Annotated in this window: 19 protein-coding genes; 3 read left to right on the top strand and 16 right to left on the bottom strand. The window is 50.8% G+C overall.

Going from position 1 to position 19,717, the window contains the following annotated elements:
• Positions 1-54 precede the first annotated feature (54 nt).
• Together EDM59_RS28135 and EDM59_RS28130 are read right to left on the bottom strand one after the other, a co-directional pair.
• Positions 55-2,976: a WG repeat-containing protein gene (locus EDM59_RS28135; protein WP_122926677.1), complete on the bottom strand. Its 2,922-nt coding sequence runs from the start codon at positions 2,974-2,976 to the stop codon at positions 55-57.
• Between the two features lie 236 nt (positions 2,977-3,212).
• Positions 3,213-4,193, bottom strand: a complete 981-nt coding sequence (locus EDM59_RS28130) for an NAD(P)-dependent oxidoreductase (RefSeq protein ID WP_122926734.1) — start codon at positions 4,191-4,193, stop codon at positions 3,213-3,215.
• A 118-nt stretch (positions 4,194-4,311) separates the two neighbouring features.
• Between EDM59_RS28130 and EDM59_RS28125 the strand changes: the two genes are divergently transcribed.
• Both EDM59_RS28125 and EDM59_RS28120 read left to right on the top strand, forming a co-directional pair.
• Positions 4,312-4,992, top strand: a complete 681-nt coding sequence (locus EDM59_RS28125) for a Crp/Fnr family transcriptional regulator (RefSeq protein WP_122926676.1) — start codon at positions 4,312-4,314, stop codon at positions 4,990-4,992.
• A gap of 21 nt (positions 4,993-5,013) precedes the next feature.
• Positions 5,014-5,442, top strand: coding sequence for a DMT family transporter (locus EDM59_RS28120; protein ID WP_122926675.1), 429 nt, complete (start codon positions 5,014-5,016; stop codon positions 5,440-5,442).
• 10 nt (positions 5,443-5,452) lie between these two features.
• Here the strand turns inward: EDM59_RS28120 and EDM59_RS28115 are convergent, their stop codons facing one another.
• The 10 genes from EDM59_RS28115 to EDM59_RS28065 form a co-directional block, all read right to left on the bottom strand.
• Positions 5,453-5,926, bottom strand: coding sequence for a hypothetical protein (locus EDM59_RS28115; protein WP_122926674.1), 474 nt, complete (start codon positions 5,924-5,926; stop codon positions 5,453-5,455).
• A gap of 123 nt (positions 5,927-6,049) precedes the next feature.
• Entirely contained in the window at positions 6,050-6,670 is a 621-nt protein-coding gene (locus EDM59_RS28110) for a C39 family peptidase (RefSeq protein WP_122926673.1), read from the bottom strand.
• 136 nt (positions 6,671-6,806) lie between these two features.
• Entirely contained in the window at positions 6,807-7,814 is a 1,008-nt protein-coding gene (locus EDM59_RS28105; protein ID WP_122926672.1) for a histidinol phosphate phosphatase domain-containing protein, read from the bottom strand.
• A 37-nt stretch (positions 7,815-7,851) separates the two neighbouring features.
• Positions 7,852-8,736 (bottom strand): LysR family transcriptional regulator, encoded by an 885-nt coding sequence (locus tag EDM59_RS28100; RefSeq protein WP_122926671.1) that lies wholly within the window; start codon positions 8,734-8,736, stop codon positions 7,852-7,854.
• Between the two features lie 77 nt (positions 8,737-8,813).
• On the bottom strand, positions 8,814-9,344 hold the full coding sequence (locus EDM59_RS28095) for a VOC family protein (protein WP_183193069.1): 531 nt from the start codon (positions 9,342-9,344) through the stop codon (positions 8,814-8,816).
• Between the two features lie 108 nt (positions 9,345-9,452).
• Positions 9,453-10,604, bottom strand: a complete 1,152-nt coding sequence (locus EDM59_RS28090) for a M20 metallopeptidase family protein (protein ID WP_122926669.1) — start codon at positions 10,602-10,604, stop codon at positions 9,453-9,455.
• 52 nt (positions 10,605-10,656) lie between these two features.
• Complete coding sequence (locus EDM59_RS28085; RefSeq protein WP_246011284.1) at positions 10,657-12,030, bottom strand: YfcC family protein; 1,374 nt, start codon at positions 12,028-12,030, stop codon at positions 10,657-10,659.
• 184 nt (positions 12,031-12,214) lie between these two features.
• Positions 12,215-12,907 (bottom strand): DUF2306 domain-containing protein, encoded by a 693-nt coding sequence (locus EDM59_RS28080; RefSeq protein ID WP_122926667.1) that lies wholly within the window; start codon positions 12,905-12,907, stop codon positions 12,215-12,217.
• A gap of 20 nt (positions 12,908-12,927) precedes the next feature.
• Positions 12,928-13,518, bottom strand: coding sequence for a TetR/AcrR family transcriptional regulator (locus tag EDM59_RS28075; RefSeq protein WP_122926666.1), 591 nt, complete (start codon positions 13,516-13,518; stop codon positions 12,928-12,930).
• 434 nt (positions 13,519-13,952) lie between these two features.
• Positions 13,953-14,471, bottom strand: coding sequence for a GNAT family N-acetyltransferase (locus EDM59_RS28065; protein ID WP_122926664.1), 519 nt, complete (start codon positions 14,469-14,471; stop codon positions 13,953-13,955).
• A gap of 189 nt (positions 14,472-14,660) precedes the next feature.
• On the opposite strand from EDM59_RS28065, the gene EDM59_RS28060 reads away from it, so the two are divergent.
• Positions 14,661-15,629, top strand: a complete 969-nt coding sequence (locus EDM59_RS28060; RefSeq protein ID WP_122926663.1) for an MraY family glycosyltransferase — start codon at positions 14,661-14,663, stop codon at positions 15,627-15,629.
• Positions 15,630-15,720: 91 nt separating this feature from the next.
• Here the strand turns inward: EDM59_RS28060 and EDM59_RS28055 are convergent, their stop codons facing one another.
• The 4 genes from EDM59_RS28055 to EDM59_RS28040 form a co-directional block, all read right to left on the bottom strand.
• Positions 15,721-16,437, bottom strand: coding sequence for a 3'-5' exonuclease (locus EDM59_RS28055; protein WP_122926662.1), 717 nt, complete (start codon positions 16,435-16,437; stop codon positions 15,721-15,723).
• Positions 16,438-16,630: 193 nt separating this feature from the next.
• Complete coding sequence (locus tag EDM59_RS28050) at positions 16,631-17,674, bottom strand: dipeptidase (protein WP_122926661.1); 1,044 nt, start codon at positions 17,672-17,674, stop codon at positions 16,631-16,633.
• 5 nt (positions 17,675-17,679) lie between these two features.
• Positions 17,680-18,333: a helix-turn-helix transcriptional regulator gene (locus EDM59_RS28045; protein ID WP_122926660.1), complete on the bottom strand. Its 654-nt coding sequence runs from the start codon at positions 18,331-18,333 to the stop codon at positions 17,680-17,682.
• Positions 18,334-18,448: 115 nt separating this feature from the next.
• Complete coding sequence (locus EDM59_RS28040; protein WP_122926659.1) at positions 18,449-19,615, bottom strand: sensor histidine kinase; 1,167 nt, start codon at positions 19,613-19,615, stop codon at positions 18,449-18,451.
• Positions 19,616-19,717 lie beyond the last annotated feature (102 nt).

The raw sequence follows: 19,717 nt of genomic DNA, 5'->3' as shown, positions 1-19,717 counted from the left end.
TGTACAAGAAAAGGCACAGCCCACCTATAAAGTGGTGTTGTGCCTTTTGTTTTGTTATGGATTTTGCTTGAGATAGGCAGCCAGAAGCTGGGCAGCCTGTTGGTTGTATTGGTCGACCAAGGTGCTTGACACATTTGCCCACTCCGCCTGTGGCAAAGGCAGCGCGAGCTCTTCCCATGCTTTCCCGTTGACGAGGATCATCGGGGTGAGCATTTGTTGCTGTGCTGCAGTGAGCGTGGCCGCCGACAGGCTCTTTGCCTTGGCAGCCTGTTTCCCTGCCGGGGTACGCAGCAGCTCCCGAAAGAACATCTCATGATACTCTCTATACAGGTCCATCGTCTGGTAGTAGCTCATTTTGCCTCGCTCCACCACCAAGCCGCGCTTGCCCGCCCATTCCCACAGCTGGGCAGCTGTCATTTTGCTTACCTGCCCTGTCTCCATGAAATAGGAGAGAGCAAACATATCTTCATCGTTTACAGCCACCCGATCCGGGTTTGCTGGGATGATTCCTTTCGCTGCCAGCTCTGTCAGCACCTCTTGCCTCCCAGCTTCTTTTGGCAGCCCAAGGTACAATGCCAGATTCGCAAAGAATTTTTGCTCGCTAGGCACGCCCGCCGGCCAGCTGTACGGTTGGTCAAATGAAAGCAGCTCCAGCGGATTTTGCCGCATCTGGCTCGCGTACGAAGGAAAGCTCTGCATGGTCATTGGCCGGTAAGTGATCGTCGGCTTTTTCGTGAGGAAGGCTGTCTGAAACAGCTCCTGTCCCTCCCGATCGAGGTAGCCGAACTGCTGGCCCATGGTGTACACGTACGTCGGGATTCCTCCCGCAGCCTCATCCCATTGACCTGGAAACACGTCCTTCGCCAAAGCGATTGATTCAAATTTGGCAGCTGTCAGGACCGTACCATCCTCTTTCAACAGCCCGTACAAACCGGTTTGTTGATCCTGATAGGCGATCGCACCTGTTTTGCCCGTAGTCAGGTACTTCAACGCACGATAGCTTTGGCTGCTCAATCGTCGACCCTCTGGAGAATAAACGTCCCAGGCCGTACCTTTTTGAACAAATAGGTTATCCAAGCCATTCGCGGTTTCTATCGAGCTGACTTGCTCTAGCGTTCGCGTCATCTGCCCCTCTTCACTCGTCCATACATCACTGGTGCCATCCGTGCGCTGCAGCACCATAAGCTTGTGTCCCGACGTGCTTGTCGCAGAAACACTTGCATATTCGAAGTCACTTACCGGCTGAAGCTGACCGTCCGCTATCTGAACCAAAGCCACGCCAGCTGAACCCACTTTTACTCCCGCCGTATAAACGTGATTGTCCATTTGCGTCCAAACAACAGGTGCCTGACTCATTTGTCCTTGCTGCAACGGTATTTGGATATCCTTCGTCAGCAGCTCTCCCTGCGGTGTATACAAATCAGCCACTTTTTCATCCAGTGCGACGATCAGCTTTGTCTCCCCACCCTCGTAATAGATGGAGCGATAGGCTTTGCTGATTGGCTGTTTGCTCGCAAGATCGACGAGTACGTACCCTTTCTCGATGCTGCCAGCGGTCGTCACGTAATCTGTCAGCGCTTCTTCTCTTGGCTCTGTATCATGGATGATTCGTCCATCAAAGCCGTATGCCGTCGTCGTGTGTTCCGTGCTGTTTTCAACAAGTATCCGATTGGACCTCTCATCGTAGCGGATTACCGTATTCTCTTGCGGTTCAAGGATCCATCCCTTGCTGTCGGAGTAAAGACCTATGCGCTTACCGTCTTGAATGCTCAGCATACTGTAAGTTCCGCCGATCGTGGTGAGGGAATCAAACCAGACGGCAGGCTCTGCCATCGGCTGCCCCCAACCGGGAATGAGTCCTTTCTTTCCATCGGATCGAACCAGTAACCGTGCTGCTGGCGGCCCTTCTACCCGCGGGTAGGCAAAGGGCACGAGCGTTTCTCCTCCGATCTCGGCAATGCCGTAAAGCCCCGTTTTCGGATCCTGTCCCAGCACATAGCGGCTTTCCAGCATTTCCGCTCCCTTTTTAAAGGTTTGCGCGGTCCCTTTCGACAAGGAATGGTAAGTGATGCTGTCGTTGGTTAAGGTAGTGTAAACATCAGGACGGGTAAACTCAGTGCCAACATCCGCGTACTGCGGCTCGACCAGCATTTTTCCACCTTTCCACAGCCCTACACCCTTTGGTCCCTCTACTCGCACGAACCCGTTATTCAGGAAATACAAGGCTTTGTAGTTCGGTGCCAGCGCGTATTTCCCATCGACACCCACCAGCCCCTCCTTGCCCCCTGATCGGACTTTCAGATACGCCGTTTTCGGACCGCCCTCATTGGGGATCAGCGATGCATTTTTCAGCGTAAATATTGGCGCAAACGTGACCGGATCATACAGGGTAATTTGATTGGTGGTACTTCCCAGGAAGTAGCGAACCGGCTCAGCTGACTGGTCGTCCTCCCTAGCCGGATCCATTAGCTGTACCATTGATAGCTTGCCTGCAAAAGGCGGGATCAGCACCTTTCCTGACGAATCCAGCAGCGTGGATGTCTGACCGATCATCGCAACCACAGTGTCATGCTCAGCTGACAAATAGTACGCGTGTCCTCCAGCGTATTTTGTGGCTGAGAGCTTTCCAGTGGTCAGGTCCAGGTATTGAAACCATCCGCCCTTTTGAACGATGGCGATCTTTCCTGAGGAAATCAACTCGATGTTGTCCCAGATGGCTGAGGTCATTTCTTTTCCCGTCTTGTTATCGAGAAGACCGTATTTTCCGGCCTTTGTGACAGTTGTGTAGCTGGAATATCGGCTGTATCCATCATAGACAGGAGATGTTACGAGCTTCGCCCCATCGGTAAAACCGATTTTATAATCGGTAATATACGGCTGCACCTCGGAAAAGCTTGCTGCCTGCGCAGCGGGAAGCCACGCGACGCTTGCACCGAGCAGGAAGGCCGTACAGGCCGTGAATATCTTTCTATTCATCCAGTCGTCCCCTCTCCCTCATCCCTTCTTGCTATTAATCAGACGAAGGACGGTGGAAAAGGTTTCAATTTCCCCAAGCCGGATTCCAAACGATTTCCCACAGATTGTTTTTCCATTGTAGAAAACGGACCTATCATCCTACATCATAGCAATGATGAGAAAAAGCCACAGCATAACGGTGTTTTCCATCACCGTCAGCAGTGGCTTTTCCTTGATGCGATACCGATACAGCTTACTTACTTCTCAAACCATTTAATCAGAGCCTGCGTACCGTTGTCCTCCATGCCGTTTGCCGCCAGCTCATCGTACAGCGATTTGGACAGCTCCAGACCTGGTGTCAGGAGACCCATCTCTTTCGCAGCTTCCAGGGCGATCCCCATGTCTTTGATAAAATGCTTGATGTAAAAGCCCGGTTCGAAGTTCCCTGCGATCATGCGCGGCGCCAGATTGCTGAGGGACCAGCTTCCTGCGGCACCGGCAGCGATGCTTTCGAGCACGCGAGTCGGGTTGAGGCCTGCCTTTTTCGCATAGGAGATCGCTTCGCATACACCGATCATGTTGGTGGCAATGGCAATCTGGTTGCACATTTTCGTATGCTGCCCCGCACCCGGTCCTCCCTGGAGAACGACATTTGTCCCCATGACCTTCAGCAGCGGCTCTACGGCGTCAAACGCTTCCTGATCGCCGCCGACCATGATCGTCAGACGCGCTTCACGAGCACCGATGTCTCCGCCGGAAACGGGTGCATCCAGCGAATGCAGATCGCGTTTTTTCGCTTCCTCGTAAATTTTCTTCGCCAAGGATGGCTTGGAGGTCGTCATATCAATTAAAAAAGACCCCGGCTTCGCATGAGTAACGATTCCCTCTGCACCGAGATACACTTCTTCTACATCGCTCGGGTATCCTACCATCGTAATGATGACATCAGAAGCCTGCGCGACTTGCGAAACATGCTCTTTCCACACTGCCCCTTGCTCCAGCAGGTCTTCTGCCTTCGCCTTCGTTCTCGTGTACACGACAACCTGGTAGCCTGCTTTCAAGAAATGAGATGCCATGCTTTTGCCCATTACGCCGGTTCCGACAAATCCGATTACGGTCTCTTTTGGTTGTAAAGTCAATTTCGCCACTCCTCTTCGTTCATCTCTATCCGACTCTCTTATTTCTCTGAATCCTTCTATTATTCCTGCTTCGGGTGTACCTGGAATGATTAACCACATTTCTCTCTGCTTTGTCGAAGAAAAAACAAGGTACCTCTTCATCGCAAAAAGGACATTTGTCCTTTTTTTCAGTTCCATTTTGGGATTTACTTAGGAAAGAGAGAACAGGAGGCATCTGATGAAGGAACGAACAGATAAAGCGCTGCTGCACTCCCTGATCGCTGGCAGCCAGCTGCAGCATATCTTTAGTGAAGACACCCTCTGCGAGATGCATCTGTATCAGGCGGAAAAAGGGGACATCTTGTGTGCAAAAGGCGATCAGCTGAAGCATATGTATTTTTTGCTGACCGGAAAAATCAAGATCTATACGACCTCACCCAATGGCCGATCGTTGCTGCTGCGGTTCAATAACCCGCTTGCCATCGTTGGCGATATCGAATTTTTTACCCCCTGCGAGGTCCGCAACACGGTGGAATTCGTTTACCCCAGCTTGCTGGTGGCGATCAGCTACAAGACTTTGCAGGAGCGCTATTTGAATCATCCTCCCTTTCTCCAGTTTATCCTGCAAAAAATAAGTCATAAGCTGTACACCTCTTCCAACTCTACGAGCCTGAATCTTTTGTATCCGGTGGAAAACCGCTTTGCCAGCTACTTGCTCTCTACCTTGTCCGATGAATCGGAGCTTCACACGGGCAAGCTCACCGAGATAGCGGATTTGCTCGGCACCAGCTACCGTCATTTGAACAGAGTCATCCGTGATTTATGCGCAGCCCATATCATTGAACGCAAAAAAGGATCCCTTCTCATTATCGACAGGGACAAAATCAAGCAGTTGGCAAACGGCAGTATCTACGAATAGCACGCTCAGGAGGTCATTTTCTTGCAGGGCATTTTGTATTCTTTACTGGCTGGCGTATTCATTTGCTTGCAAAGTGTGTTTAACGCGCAAGCTAGCGAGAAGCTGGGACTGTGGCAGACAAACGCCATCGTACATGGCTTAGGCTTTCTCGTATCCTTTTCGATCTTCCTGTTTGTCCGTGACGGAGAGTGGCAAAAAATCGGGGAGGTCAACAAAGTTTATTTGCTCGGAGGCGTGTTCGGAGCTTTGATCGTATTTGCTGTGATGAAAGGAATTACTTCGATCGGTCCTGCGTACTCCGTATCCATCCTGCTTATCTCGCAGCTTCTCGTCGCGCTGATCATCGATTCCCTCGGCCTTTTTGGCGTGGAAAAGGTCCCTTTGAATCTAAACAAGGTCATGGGTATAGGCATCATGATCGCAGGTCTGATCATTTTCAAGCTGAAGTAGTGAAGAACAGCTATTTCCGAAAGAGAGAAGACAAACTGTCGTAGCGTCCTTCTTTTCCTAGCACCGTGTACTTGTAGGATATAAATGCTGTACTCCCCGCCACGACAAACAAGGCGATGGCAGAAAGCCCTACCAGCTCCATCGAAGGAGTCATCGCCGCCTCTCCCTCTCTGCCGCTGTGCAAATAGGCATGAAGAATCTGAAACAGCCAAAAATGAGAGAACAGCGCCCAGCCTCCCGCCCATATCCAATGCTTCCGGTGAATGGCAGACGTCGCTTGCTGTCGGAGCTCTCGTTTTTTCAGCCAGTTGAGGAAAAAGCGATAAAAAAGTGGATTGATCAGCAAGTAGCCGTAAAAGATCAGCGCTAAGGACGTGTGCTGAATGAGCGTGCTCATCCCCTGTGGAATAAAAACCAGTCCAAAAGGCGTCATCACAAAAGTCAGCAAATAAGATTGCAGCGAGAAAAGAAGCGATTCATACATACCTGGGTTGTCCCCTCCCATGCAGCTTATTCGAGTTCCTTCTCTACCTTAGCAAAATGATTTGGCGAAGCGCATCTAACGAAAGTTAGTACTTTGCTAGATTCCACATCTTTCGCAGCAGCTTTACTTGCGATCCGACAATGCGATCAATACCCCACGCTTCGCATAAAAACGAGAAAAGTCGTCAAGACCCAGATGGACGTTTTCCTGGGTAGCCGCCGTATGCCCGGATGGATTGTGAAAAATGAGCTCCCGCTTCTCGCTGTTTTTGCCGAACACGTACACAAGATGACCTCCAAGTCTTGGCGGCGTTACCTCGGGTGTGCGAATGGCAGGATGAACAGAAGCGATGTACACATAGCCCTGATCGAGAAGATCGTAGATTTCTTCGATCGGCGTTTGTTCCTTTACTTCGGCCAAAAGCCCGAACTGCTCGTTGATATAGGTCACAAACGGCCGATAGATCAGTCCTTTGATAGAACCATCCTCTTCGACCACATAGCCACCGTACTCCCTGCACGGACGCATCAGCGCAAGCGTGGGAATGACCCGGCCCTGCTCCTGTGCGAGCAGCATTTTCAAGCAAGCCATTCCACAAATATGGGAGCTCCAGCGCGCATACTCTTGTGGATCTGCTGCCCCTGACAGCTGCCATAGCGGGTCATCCTCAGCATTCATTTTTCCCGAAATCAAGTCCAGAACCCGCTCGCGAGACTCGAATTGACTGTAATAAGGCACTTTCATCTCTCGTCTCCCCTTTCCCAATCGCTCCAATATTCTCCTAATCTTACGCTATTCTCTCTGCAGCGGGCAACTAGACTTCCTGCCGCATGCAAATACAAAAAGGCACCCCCGACCGTAGCAGGAATGCCTTTGCTCATTACTCTATATCCCCCAAAGCAACCAGCTGACGGACTCGTTTTTCAAACGTCGCGATCTGGTTGTAGCCAGCTTTGCGAAGCTGTTGCCGTGCCCCTGCCAGATAGCTCCCAATGTGATCTGGAAAATGAGAGTCGGAGGAAGTCGTGATCGGCACCCCATGCTCATGCAGGATTTGCAAGAAGCTGTAGCTCGGGCACATCTCCTTGACTGGATAGCGATAATAGAGGCCCGTATTGATTTCTGTTGCGACCCCGCTCTCTTGCAGGGCACGGGCGATTCGCTGATAAAGCGGGAAAAGCTGTTCCTCTTTGGGGCGATAGCCAAAGGCTTTCAAATTATCTAAATGGGCGACGATCTCAAACAGTTGGCTCCTGATCGCTTTTTCGATCACGTGAAAGGTCCTCTCGTACAGACCCAGAAGGTCCTGCTGCTCAAAGCGTTCCTGAGTATCCGGATTATCAAATCCCCAGCCATCGGCAAAGTGAATGGAGCCAATGACATAATCCCAAGGATAAGCAGCGATCATGGGAGCAAGTACGTCTTCTCCTCCGACGAAATAGTCAGCCTCTATCCCGAGGCGCAGCTGGATGCCGTCCGCTTCCCACGCAGGCTTTTGTGACTCGATGAACGACACGAACTCATCAATGGAATTTGTGCATACCTGATCCAGCCACGTTCTCTGGAGTTGTCCCAGCTCATCATCACCGACTAGGATGTGCTGTTCAAAATACGGTTTGAACTCTCGAAAGCGGTACAGGTGATCGACAATCCCGACTTGCTTCAAGCCCTGCTGCTTGGCGCGCATGCGGTAGAGGTCGAGCCATTGCGAGTGAAACGCTCCCTGCTGGATGCGGCTTGCCATCCACTCTGAAATTTGCTCCATCCATTCACGCGTGTGACGTTCGTAACCAGTTTGGCGAAAGGCAAGCAGTGCATCTGCCGTCCGATTCCACCAGCGCAGCGAGTACGGCCCTTCCTCTAAATGAACATGATAGTCGACTTTCATTTACGTTTCCCCTCTCTTGGCTTGGGAGCTTCTCTCTTTATTTTACTAGCCCTGATTTTCTCGACTGGTTCCATTCTTTCTGTACCAAGGAAACGAATGCCCGAATCGATGCTTCGTCTGCCCGGTCCTTGAGAAAAATCAGAGACGTGATCATTTTTTTGCGAAAGCGATAGATGACCTCAAGCTCTCCTGTCGCAAGCTCATCGCTTACCACGTCTTCTCCAACGGCACAAACTCCCCCTTGGCGGATGGCCGTCTGCTTGATCGTCTCTTCACTGCTGCACTCAATGACGGCGGGAGGAGTAAACGTCACTTCCTCCATGATCTTTTCACCAAGCTTCTCCAAGACGCCATTTCGCAAAAAGGGATACCCGGTGAGCACCTCCATGTACGAACGTCCTTGAACCACAGCGGGTGACGCCACCATCACGAAGTCCTCTTCGTTGATCGGCACGACCTCCAGATCCGGATAATCGCAATTTCCTGCGACAATCCCCACGTCGGCCTGATTGGAAAAAACCCGTTTGGCGGTATCTGCACTGTCAGCCGAAATCAGGCTCAGTCGCACATCGGGATAGCTTTTCGTGTAACGCTTTATGATCGTAGGCATGTAGTGGGAGCAGTAAAATTCCGCCCCGGAAACAACGAGCGGTCCGTACGGCTGATCCAGCTTTTTAAAATCATCCTCCAGCTCATGCATGACCCCAAACAGCCGATCTACATGTGTCTTCAGCAGCTTGCCCGCCGCAGTGAGATACGTTTGCCTTCCGACACGCGCAAACAACGTCCGTCCCAATTCTTTTTCCAGTGCCTTGATCTGCAAGGTAATGCCTGGCTGGCTATAGCCGAGCTGTTCCGCAGCCTTTGTCAGGTTCAACTGTTCCGCTACGACCTGAAACGTTTTTAAATGGCGCAACTCCATCTCGCTGACTCACTCGCTTCCCTGCTGTAACGCTGCGGCACAGCTCTGTTTCCCTCTGCCAGCGTCGCTTGTTTCATTTATCGTACCACATGGCGCCGGGACTTACCGAGAGATTCGATACGGGTGATCGGGAAGGTCAATGAGGGGGCATATTCAGTCGGGATTGCAGCCAGCTGTTTCGCTGCCTCCTTCACATTTTCTACAGGCAATCCCATCTCCTGCACGGATAGCCACAGCGCATCGGCATCTGCTGCAAAAGCCAGTACTTCTCCGATATTCCCTTCCGGATCCTCAAAGTATACCTGCTTGCCTTTCCACATGTACGAAGTGTCTACCTCCTCGCCATCTTTGTTCCTCAATGTGCATCCCGTTGCGTGCAAACGCTGGTAGCAGGGTTCAAAACCTCGTTCGCTGATACCAAAGGCAAAATGGTAAAAGGGTGCGGAGTCGGATTCTTTCTGTTTGTGAAACGTCAGCTGGGTCGCGCCGACTTCTACGGTAAAAGCATCGGCATCATCTTCACATAAGGGAAATTGCAGGACAGTTGTATAAAATCGCTTCAGTTCCTCCAGCATACTGGTCTGCAGGATGACCCTTCGAAACTTCAACGACCTCACTCCTTCCACAATCCATATTCTTCCTTTCATCATCCTCAATCCTCACAAAAAAGGCAAGCAATCCTTCTCAGATCACTTGCCTTTCCTTTGATTTCTGCCTTATTCAAACCGACTTACGAGCTGTAAAAACAAATCGATGGCCGTGCCAATCTCTTCTTCATCGATGTCAAAACGCGGATGATGATGCGGGTACTGGCTCTTCTCCCCGCCCATGCCGACCATGAGATAGGTGCTTGGACGCTTTTGTCCGTAGAAGGAGAAGTCCTCCGCCCCCATGACTGGCTCGATTTCAACGGCCACATGCTCGCCGTAGCTTTCACGAATGACGCTTTCTGCATAGCGGCTCATGTCTTTGTCATTCACGAGGGGAGGCGTGCCGAGAATGTACGAAACTTCCCCTACGGCACCGAAAGTCGTACTCATGCCCTCCGCCAGCCTTTTGACTTCCTCAAAAATAAACTGCCGCGTTTCTTCCGAGAACGTACGAATCGTTCCTGTCATGATCGCCTCGTTCGGGATGATATTGTAGTTGGAGCCTGCCAGTACCTGGCCTACCGAAATCACCGCAGGCTGCACAGGATTCACTTTGCGGCTGACGATGGCTTGCAGACCGAGCAGGATATGTCCGGCTACGTAGGTAGGATCTACGGTTTCATGCGGGGATGATCCGTGACCGCCTTTGCCTGTGATTTTGATCCGAAAGTCGTCTGAGGATGCCATCATGGCTCCGTAATGATACCCGATCTTGCCTTTCTCCAGCGATTGCATCAGATGCAGGCCGAACACGACGTCTGCCCCATCAATCGCCCCTTGCTCAACGAGGGCTTCCGCTCCGCTAGGCGACATCTCCTCCGAGGACTGAAACAGGAAGAGGATGTTGTGGCGGATCATGCCGCGATTTTCCGACATCCATTTTGCCACAGCGAGTAAGATAGCGGTATGTCCATCATGTCCGCAAACATGTGCCACCCCAGGGACTCTGGAAAGGTACGGCTTCTCCCCTTCCTCCACGATCGGCAAGGCATCGATGTCTGCTCGCAGCGCAATCGTCTTCTGTCCTTCCGTTCCTGGCAAAAATCCTACCAGATTCGGCGCCGGGTAATCCAGAATCTCAATCTGGAGCTCCTCCAGACACCTTCTGATGTACGCGCATGTCTCGTATTCTTGACCGGACAGCTCCGGATTCTCGTGCAAATAACGGCGATGGGCAACCGCCCAATCTGCCAGCTCTTTATCAACGACGGTACGCATAGGCTTCACTCCTTTTTTGGGAAAACGTCTCAACGTTTTTCATCCCTTTTTGTTAAAATGGGCCATAACCAATGGCGTGTGCAACAATGACTGCGATGATGGCAATCCCATACTGAATCATGATCAGCGGGAATATCCACTTGAGCCAGCGGATATAGGAAATGCCTGCCATGCCTACACCAGCAACCGCGATCCCCGGTATGATGATGTTGGAGATCCCATCCCCGAATTGATACGCAAGCACAGCTGTTTGACGGGTAATGCCCACCAGCTCGGACAGCGGTGTCATGATTGGCATGGTCAGAGCGGCCATGCCGCTTCCTGATGGAATGACGAAGCTGAGCAGAGTCTGGAAGCCGAGCATGCCTACTGCTGTGAGAGACGGTGGCAGCTCTTTAATCATGTAAGCTGAGTAATAAAGAATCGTATCCATGATATGTCCATCGTTTAACACCACGACGATCGCTCTTGCTACCCCGATAATCATGGCCCCCGCAAGCAACGAGGCTGCCCCCTTCATGAAAGCATCGACCATCTCATTCGCAGACAGGCGGCCAATGATCCCTACAACCGCGCCAAGCAGGATGAACAATCCGGCAATCTCCGTAATGTACCAGCCAAACTCGATGACACCGATCGCAATCGTCACCATGTTCAGCAAGAAGCAGGTCAGAATCACTTTGTGGCGTCTTTCAAAAACAACGCCTTTGCTCATCATCTGGTCGATGTTGGCTGGATCGTAGGAGCCGTAAATACCGAGAGCCGGATTCTTCTTTACCTTCATCGCGTGCCGGTACACAAACGCAACGGCGGTCAAGTACATGACGATAAAGATGACGATCCGCAGGCCCATCCCCGAAAACGGCGGCAGCTCAGCGATACCTTGGGCGATCCCGATTGTAAACGGATTCATGACTGCCGATGTAAAACCAACCGATGCACCCAACAGAACGATTGCGGCACCCGTCATCGCATCAAATCCAAGGGCGACTGCCAAAGGCACGAGAATCGCAATATACGGCAGCGTCTCCTCGAACATCCCGATCAAGGAACCGCCTGTTGCGAAAAACAACATCATGATGGGAATCAACCATTTTTCCCGATGACCGAGCGTTCGTGCCAACGTCACAATGAACGCTTCCATCGCTCCCGTTGCACTCAGAATGCCGTAGGAGCCCCCGATGATGAGCACGAAAAACATAATGCTCGCGGAATCAACCATCCCGGTATGAATGCTGTTTAGGAAACCCATAAAGCTGATCGGTGATGCGTCCGTGTATTGGAAGGAGTCCGATTGTACGACGCTTCTCCCGTTTACCTCCACCCTCGCATACTCACCAGAAGGTACAATGTAAGTGAAAACCACGCAGATAGCTAAAATAGCCAATAAGAGCACAAACACATTGATTTCCGTAAGTTTTGCCAAAGAACTACGCTTCAGATGACTCGCCCCCTAACACTCTTTATTTCATTCGATATAAAAGTAATAGTAGCACCGTTTGGAATTCTTCGAAAATTACAAGTTGCTATGGCAGGCATTTCAAACTGAAATGGTTGTCCGTTTTGCACACAAAAAACCGCCTGGCTGTCCAGACGGCTTCATTCCTTACTTACATTTGCTTGGTTTGGTTAAACTTCCTGCGATAATACGCGGAGAATCCAGCAATCACAGGGACGAGAACGATGGTTGGGAGAAACCATACGATCGGATGCACCGAGCTTACGCCCAGCAGCCTGGGAGCGCCAAACACGGTAAAAGCCGTGATCGTGGCAATACAGCAGCCCAGCATGCCTCCCAGATGCTCCATCCACCAATGCATCTTTTTCGCAGGAGGCCGCAGCCAATACAAGAGCTGGGATGCTCCGAGCAGGATTCCGATCAGCGGGAACCACGTAAGGAGCGTAAAGCCGATGCTCGCTCCATAGAGGGAGATGCAGATCCCCGAGATGAGCAGGACTGCGGGAAACAGCAGATCTCCCCACTGACGATGCCCGGTCTTGCGGTTCTTGAAGCGCAGCACCCGCAGTCCATACCAGGCTGTCGCCGAGCTCAAAATCGCGATAAAAATCAAGAACCAGGCAAACGCCACAGACTCCACCGTTCCATCGGGGTCAAATCCAATCCGCCAAATTCCCATGAACCAGGCGGAGATCGCCACGATCGCCATGGAAGCGACGTATACCCAGCCAATTCGGCTGTGCGCTTTTCCTCCCTTTTTCGTTACAATCGGAATCCAGAAGACAGCCAAAGCGGTAAATCCGGCAATGATGTGCAATACCTTGAAGAGCGTGAAAAAGAACATCGAGCTTTCACCCTTTCTTCTTATCCCTTCGACAACGTATCATACATGACCTGAAACACATCTTCTCCCGTAAAAGCCTTTATGTTGGGAGAAACTACCGTCTGCACACGGACACCAAAAGTCAGGATGGAAAACAATGCTGCGGTTTTTTTCGCATCGAGAGTGGCAGAGATCTCACCTGCTCTCTGACCGACCTCAATCCATTCCTGGGAGTTCTGTATGCTGCGCTCATAAAGCGTCTCCAGCATTTCCGCAATCGCCGGGTCCTCCTTTTTGCTGAGCAAGTAAATAAAAATCAGATTGGTTATGTCCTTCGGGTCGTGAATATGACCCAATGCCCCGGAAATGGCCTTCAAGGCTCCCTCCAAGCTCTGGTTCCCTTGATCGACGCTTTGATAAAAGTCTCTGCCGATCTGGTCCAAGCGCTTTCTCAGCACGAACCCGAGCAGCTCATCCTTGCTTTTGACGTAGTGATAAATGGCTCCTTTGGAAACCCCGGAGCGCTTAATGATGTCCTGCAAAGTCGTTTGGTGACAGCCCTTTTCCACGACCAATTCTTCCGTGACCGAGAGCAGCAGCTGGAAAGTCGGATTTTGATGAATCGATTGCATAGCTCCTCCTGTTATGTGCGTCGTAAGCCCTGTCCCTCTTCTATCTCTACTATACAAACCGACTGGCGGTTTGTCAAATGGGAATGCCAGTGACGATCGAATACCCCTTCCAGCTCTCTGGCAAAGAAAAGCGAAAGCCATACAGATCATTTTCGTACGAAATGGGGCCGTGAGTAACAGCCGGCTTACTTTCGTGTTCCGGTTCCCGCACTTGCTCATTTGGGTGTCCGCCATCTGTACACCCGCTTATTGCAAAAAAGAGCAATGTACAGAAAAAAAGAGCTGTATACAGCCTTTTCACACTACTGTACCCCCCTTCTCCTTTCCACCTATTTTAGCGCAATTCATCCCTATTCCCTATCGTTGATTCCCAGCTGTACAAAAAAAAACTGCCGATCCGATCATCAGCAGTCTCCCCTTTCCAACCGTTTCGCTTACCTGTTCTCCAAAATCTTGTAGTAGAAAACGGAAGCGTCAAATTTTTTGCCAGGCGATTCTGCGTAGAACGGAATGCGCCCCGCTTCTGTATAGCCGATGGATTGGTACAGCAGGTTAGACGGATCTTTCTCCCGTGTATCTAGGACGAGCAGTGTCCGATTTTCCTCTCGCGCCCTTTTCTCTGCGATCGCCATCAGCGTCCGGCCCATTCCTTTTCGCTGCTGGGTCGGATGAACCATCAGCTTGGCGATTTCAGCCCGGTGCTGGGCGTTTTGCTTGGCCGCGAGATGCAGCTGAATGCTGCCGACAACGACCCCATCCAGCCGCGCTACCCATACCACTACGTTATCTGCCAGGACGTCTGACCAGTACACACGCGCCACATGCGGATCGAGTGGGGGCAAAAACCCGATCGATGCACCATCCGCCACCACATCAACCAAAAGCCGCGTCAGATCGTTGGCATCCTCGATACTCATTTCCGTAATCTCCTCAAAAACCAGTTCGGCTGACATCGCGACACTCCCCTTAGCTTTTTAGGAAGACAGAAAACTCTTTCTTTTACTATAAGGGAGGAGTACCCATTTGCATAGGTAATTGTTAGGTTTTCTTACATAAACTTCTCTTCTACCAAGAGTCGACAAATTTTGGAATACTCCCTATAATGAACATGTGGAAAAACAGCTCTCTATCATTCATAGGAGATGGTTACGATTACATACGCTCTATCCTTTCTACTGTCGTTTTGTATCGTGCTCGTGTTGATCCCGCCTTTGGGGAAACTGGCTTTTCGACTGGATTTTGTGGACAAGCCCCGCAAAGACGTAGAACGAAAAATACATCGCGAACCGATTCCGTTGACTGCCAGCTACGCCATTTTCATTGGATTCGCCGCTTCCTTTCTGCTCTTTTCCAAGGAATCGACCGTACAGACCCTGGCTGTTTTGGCTGGCTCTCTTTTGCTCCTGATCATCGGTACGATCGATGACTGGTACAAGACCCAAGGCAAAGACTTTTCAGCCTTGCCAAAAATGATCGTACAAGTATCGGCAGCCGTGCTTGTATACTTGTCTGGCATCACGTTCTCGGGCTTTTACAACCCGTTCAGCGGGGAATATATCCTGCTCCCTGTCTGGCTGCAGTTTATCCTCACCATTCTGTGGATTTTCGGTGTCACGACTGTCATCAACTTTTCCGACGGGATGGACGGTCTTGCCGGCGGACTCTCGGCGATCTTGGCCGGAACCCTGTTCGTGGTAGCCTTGGCAAAAGGACAGAGCACCTCGGCCGTAATGGCCATCAGTCTTATCGGGGTGGCACTGGCTTACCTGCGCTACAACAAGCCGCCCGCCAAAATCTTCATGGGCGACGCCGGCGCGACCTTTCTCGGTTTTATTCTCGCCGTGATTGCGCTCGACGGAGCCTTTAAGCAAGCGACTATTCTTTCGCTGTTCATCCCGATTTTGGCGCTGGGCGTACCGATTTTTGACAATCTCTTCGTGGTGACCAAGCGCTTCTTGCAAGGCAAGCCCATCTATCAGGCTGATGCCAGTCAAGTGCATTATCGCTTGCTGCGCACAGGGCTGAATCCCAAGCAGGTTGTTGCCTTCCTCTGCTTGATCAGCGTATGCTTCAGCTTGACCTCTATTATTTTGCTGCTGCTTGGGGTTTGACGAGGATTTGTGAAGACGTACAAACAAATAAAAATGCCGCTGGCTTCCCCGCCCTCGGCATTTTTTGTTTTTCCGCTCTATCAGATTCGCTTTATGTTTGCGGCACCACCGTGGAAGCAGCTTGCTCCTGCTGTTTTTTGTGCTGCAAGCACGCTATGCAGCGCTTGCTCTTTCGCCCGAAATCGGTATAGTACTTGCTCTTTTTGCACGAGCGGCAAGTAATGTACAGGGAGCTGGACAGATTGTAGTTTTCCTCCGGCGTGTTTCTCGCCAGGTGGACCTGCTTGTTGAACTTGATCAGCAGATGCGCCGTATGAATCGCATCGACGAGGGCAGAATGCAGCCGGCCTTCCTGAACGATGCCTGCTGTATCGATCGCTTCCTTCAAGCTCATTTGTTTGCGATCGGCCAGCATCATGCTGATCGGCGGCTGGATATCATTGTAGTTGCGCATCCAGTCAAAGGGAAGACCAAAGCGAGCGCAATGCTCGATCATCAGCCGCTTGTCATCCATTCCCCACGTGCACAAATAAAAATCCTGGTCCTCCCCGATCCACTCCATGAAGGAAGCAAACGCCTTGCGAAAGGGGATGAACGTCGGCATGTTCTCTTTATCTAGCCCGATGAACTTGCGTGTACGGTCAGAAATTCTCCGCTCGATCGCAGGAAAAGTGTACCGCTGAAACGTATCTACTTCCACGCCATTTTTGCCAGGTACGACTTTCGCTGCTCCGATCTCGATGATCTCCGGTATTTTATCTCTTTGGTGAGTAAGAGTCGTCTCCAAGTCAAACACAATGATTTGCATGATGGTTTCACATCCTGAATAATTTCCTGCTATTTCTATGATGCTCCTATCCTATCATCTTTGACGGAAATCTCCTACTTGTACGGGTAGAAAAAGTTTTTTTCAGCCCACGAATAGGAAAAACGCGGGAAACATCACCCGCGTCCTTTGAAAGATCGTCTGTGTGGCTGTCGTAGCGGTCTTGGTGATGCTTCTATTTCCATACTTCCTGATAGACTCTGAGGTAATTCCCGCCGAGGATTCCTTCGATTTCTTCATCCTTGTAGCCGCGCTTCATCAGCTCGCGCGTGATTTCCGGAAGCGAGACATGCCCCTTCACCACGTCAAAAGGCATTTCTTTTGTCTTCGCGATTCTATCCAGCGGCAAATACTTGGTCAGATCATCGCACAGATCCAGCCCCAGGCCGATATACTTTGCTCCGACCAGCTTTCTCATATGGTCGACGTGATCGACCAAACGCTCAATGGTCGCCTCCGCACTCGTGCTCGCCGTAAACATACTGAAAGCGTTCAACCCGATCAGTCCGTCTTTCAGCGCGATTGCTTTGATTTGATCATCCGTCAGATTGCGCATCGTTGGTACGAGGGCACGGCTGTTGGAATGGGACGCGATCACAGGCTTTTCCGATATTTCCATGACATCCCAGAACCCTTCGTCGTTCAAATGGCTCACGTCAATCACGATCCCCAGCTTCTCTGCTTCTTCAATCAGGCGCACCCCGAAATCTGTGATGCCCCCTTTTTTCCCTTCTCGCACCGGGGCGAAGAAACTGCCATCTCCTACAAAGTTGCGGCGGCTCCAGACAAGTCCCATCATGCGCACACCAAGCTCATAGTAAATGCGCAGAAGACTCAGGTCGTTGTGCAGCGGCTCTGCTCCTTCCAGAGAAAGGATAAAGGATACCTTTTGCTCTGCTCTGGCCCTGTGGATGTCCTCCAAGCTTTTGGCAATGACGATATGTTCAGGCGACTCGGCTGCTTCTGCGTGCAAGGCGCTGATCTGATTGAGTGCCTTGCGCATGCTCATTTCGGGTACGAAGGCATCCTCGACAAACACGGCTGCGACGATCGAGTGCACGCCTCCCTGCTGAAACCGCGGCAGATACTCCGTCTCGATCATTTTCGTCTTGCCATAGCCACGCTGAATTTCCACGTCCATCAACAGATCAAAATGCCCATCCAATACGTGAAAACGGTCGTGAAGCTCTCGTGCCTGCTCTTTCGTCACTTCTGCCATAAAGCTCATCTCCCATCTTTTTTGTCCAGGTAGTTGTAGATCGTGAACTTGGATACGTCCAGCAAATCAGCAACATGCTGCACGGCTCCCTTGATTAAAAAAAGACCTACCTCATCCAGCAGGTGAATAAACTGAATCTTGTCCTCTTTTTGCATCAGCGCAATCGGCTTTCCTGTACGCTTTAAGCAATCCTCAATCATTTGCTCCATGAGGATGGCGACTGTTGGTGCAAAATTCTCTTCCGTGCTCTGCGCTCCACGCTTGTCCTCGATGACCATCATCGATTCCAAGACCGCCTGCGCCATCACGAGGTGTGTCATATCGATGTTGATACACAGGCTGCCGATGATCGTCCCGTCCTCATCCTTGATGTAAATCGAGCTGGATTTGATCGGTTTGCCTTTGATCGTGTCATTCCGGTAATTGAGATCAAACGATTCCTCCGATGTCTTCGCATTGCGCAAAGATTGCAGCGCTAGATTGGTGACAGGTGAACCAATCTGCCTGCCGCTGACGTGGCCGTTGTGTATCGCAATAATGGACGAAGAAATATCATTTGTCAGATCGTGCAGAACCACTTCGCAATGCTCTCCGAACGTTCTCGCCAACCCTTCTACCACGGGGATATAGCTCGCTAGAATAGGATGAGTTTTTTTCATGACTTCCTCACTTTTTCTAGTATGCTCCTTGTCAGCAGATTTTCTTTAACCATACTATTCCGAACATTTCAGTTCAACAATTTTTTGTACACTTTAAAAAATATTTAAAAACTTACTACAGCTTTTGAAGAAAGTGAATATCTACCCGAGTCCCCACCCCTACTTTGGACTCCACCACGATGCTCCCTCCCATTTCCTCGATCAGCTGTTTGCAGACGGATAGCCCCATCCCCGTCCCTTTTTCCTTCGTGGTATAAAAGGGCTCGAACAAATGGCGCAGCCGCTGCTCGGGTATGCCACAGCCGTTGTCCTCGACACTCACAACCACCTGCGTTTCCGTGCCTCCCCGCTGCATGCTCACCCTCACCTCTCCGCTTGTTTGCACGGCATCTACGGCATTTTTGATCAGATTCAGCCCAATCTGCTCGACATAGGACGGAATCGCCCAGACCTGATACTCCTCGTGATCGTAGTGAAACGAAAGCTGCACGTCCTTTTCTACCACGTAATGCTTTGCCAGCTCATGGACTCTCTCCAGCAAAGGACGCAGCTCTACTCGCTTGTTTTGCATCTCTACTGTCTCGTTTTTTCGGGCCAGGATCAAAAAGCTGCTTACAAGCTGCTCTAACGCCTGAACTTCATGCTGGCAAATATTGATATATTGCTTGAATCTTTCCTGCTCCCGGATCGACTGCTCTTGGCTGATGCTTGTTTGCATCAGTTGCAGAAAACCGTTGATGGCTGTCAGCGGGTTGCGAATTTCATGCGCCATTCCTGCCGCCATCTGTCCGATGATTCCGATTTTTTGCTGATGCAAATGGCTGATCTGCTGATCTTTATAGGCCAAATAGCCTCGTATCGTATGGTGATAGCGAAGATTGAGAATATCGTGCACCCTGGCCAAGACACCCTCCTTGCGCTCCGAATTCTCGCATATCTCTCGAACGACCTGGAAAATTTGGTGCCGCAGCTGATAGAGCACTTCTAGCAAGACTTCCTTGGGGATTTCTGCTTGCGCCCATCTCTCTCCCCATTTATATCCCTCAATAGCAAGGACCTGCTGATAGACTTCAAATTCATCGGCTTCCGTAAACAATTGATGAAACGTTTCCGTCAAAAGCCCTTGAATACCAATTCGCTGTTGATACTCGTACTGCCGATAGTAACGCGAGATCGGTTCTCCAAAGGAGAGCATGATTTCCATATGCTTGTCTACGATCGCGTCCAGTGCTGCCATCAGGTTCTTCAAACACTTTGGTGTCGCAGGTGCTGGCTTCATCATGGCACTCTCCTGTTTATTCTAAAATTTGGTAACCACAAACAAAAGAACAATTCGCTAGAAATGCGAATTGTCCCTTCTTCTATGGAGCCTATTCGGTTGCGT

This window comes from Brevibacillus nitrificans (assembly GCF_003710965.1).
GTDB lineage: Bacteria > Bacillota > Bacilli > Brevibacillales > Brevibacillaceae > Brevibacillus > Brevibacillus centrosporus.
This window is presented reverse-complemented; position numbering and strand designations above follow the sequence as displayed.

Excerpts from the sequence above, each read along its gene's own strand:
- EDM59_RS28135 (WP_122926677.1), bottom strand. The coding sequence starts at position 2,976 with ATGAATAGAAAGATATTCACGGCCTGTACGGCCTTCCTGCTCGGTGCA.
- EDM59_RS28130 (WP_122926734.1), bottom strand. The coding sequence starts at position 4,193 with ATGTGGTTAATCATTCCAGGTACACCCGAAGCAGGAATAATAGAAGGA.
- EDM59_RS28125 (WP_122926676.1), top strand. The coding sequence starts at position 4,312 with ATGAAGGAACGAACAGATAAAGCGCTGCTGCACTCCCTGATCGCTGGC.
- EDM59_RS28115 (WP_122926674.1), bottom strand. The coding sequence starts at position 5,926 with ATGTATGAATCGCTTCTTTTCTCGCTGCAATCTTATTTGCTGACTTTT.
- EDM59_RS28110 (WP_122926673.1), bottom strand. The coding sequence starts at position 6,670 with ATGAAAGTGCCTTATTACAGTCAATTCGAGTCTCGCGAGCGGGTTCTG.
- EDM59_RS28105 (WP_122926672.1), bottom strand. The coding sequence starts at position 7,814 with ATGAAAGTCGACTATCATGTTCATTTAGAGGAAGGGCCGTACTCGCTG.
- EDM59_RS28100 (WP_122926671.1), bottom strand. The coding sequence starts at position 8,736 with ATGGAGTTGCGCCATTTAAAAACGTTTCAGGTCGTAGCGGAACAGTTG.
- EDM59_RS28090 (WP_122926669.1), bottom strand. The coding sequence starts at position 10,604 with ATGCGTACCGTCGTTGATAAAGAGCTGGCAGATTGGGCGGTTGCCCAT.
- EDM59_RS28080 (WP_122926667.1), bottom strand. The coding sequence starts at position 12,907 with ATGTTCTTTTTCACGCTCTTCAAGGTATTGCACATCATTGCCGGATTT.
- EDM59_RS28075 (WP_122926666.1), bottom strand. The coding sequence starts at position 13,518 with ATGCAATCGATTCATCAAAATCCGACTTTCCAGCTGCTGCTCTCGGTC.
- EDM59_RS28065 (WP_122926664.1), bottom strand. The coding sequence starts at position 14,471 with ATGTCAGCCGAACTGGTTTTTGAGGAGATTACGGAAATGAGTATCGAG.
- EDM59_RS28060 (WP_122926663.1), top strand. The coding sequence starts at position 14,661 with ATGGTTACGATTACATACGCTCTATCCTTTCTACTGTCGTTTTGTATC.
- EDM59_RS28055 (WP_122926662.1), bottom strand. The coding sequence starts at position 16,437 with ATGCAAATCATTGTGTTTGACTTGGAGACGACTCTTACTCACCAAAGA.
- EDM59_RS28050 (WP_122926661.1), bottom strand. The coding sequence starts at position 17,674 with ATGGCAGAAGTGACGAAAGAGCAGGCACGAGAGCTTCACGACCGTTTT.
- EDM59_RS28045 (WP_122926660.1), bottom strand. The coding sequence starts at position 18,333 with ATGAAAAAAACTCATCCTATTCTAGCGAGCTATATCCCCGTGGTAGAA.
- EDM59_RS28040 (WP_122926659.1), bottom strand. The coding sequence starts at position 19,615 with ATGATGAAGCCAGCACCTGCGACACCAAAGTGTTTGAAGAACCTGATG.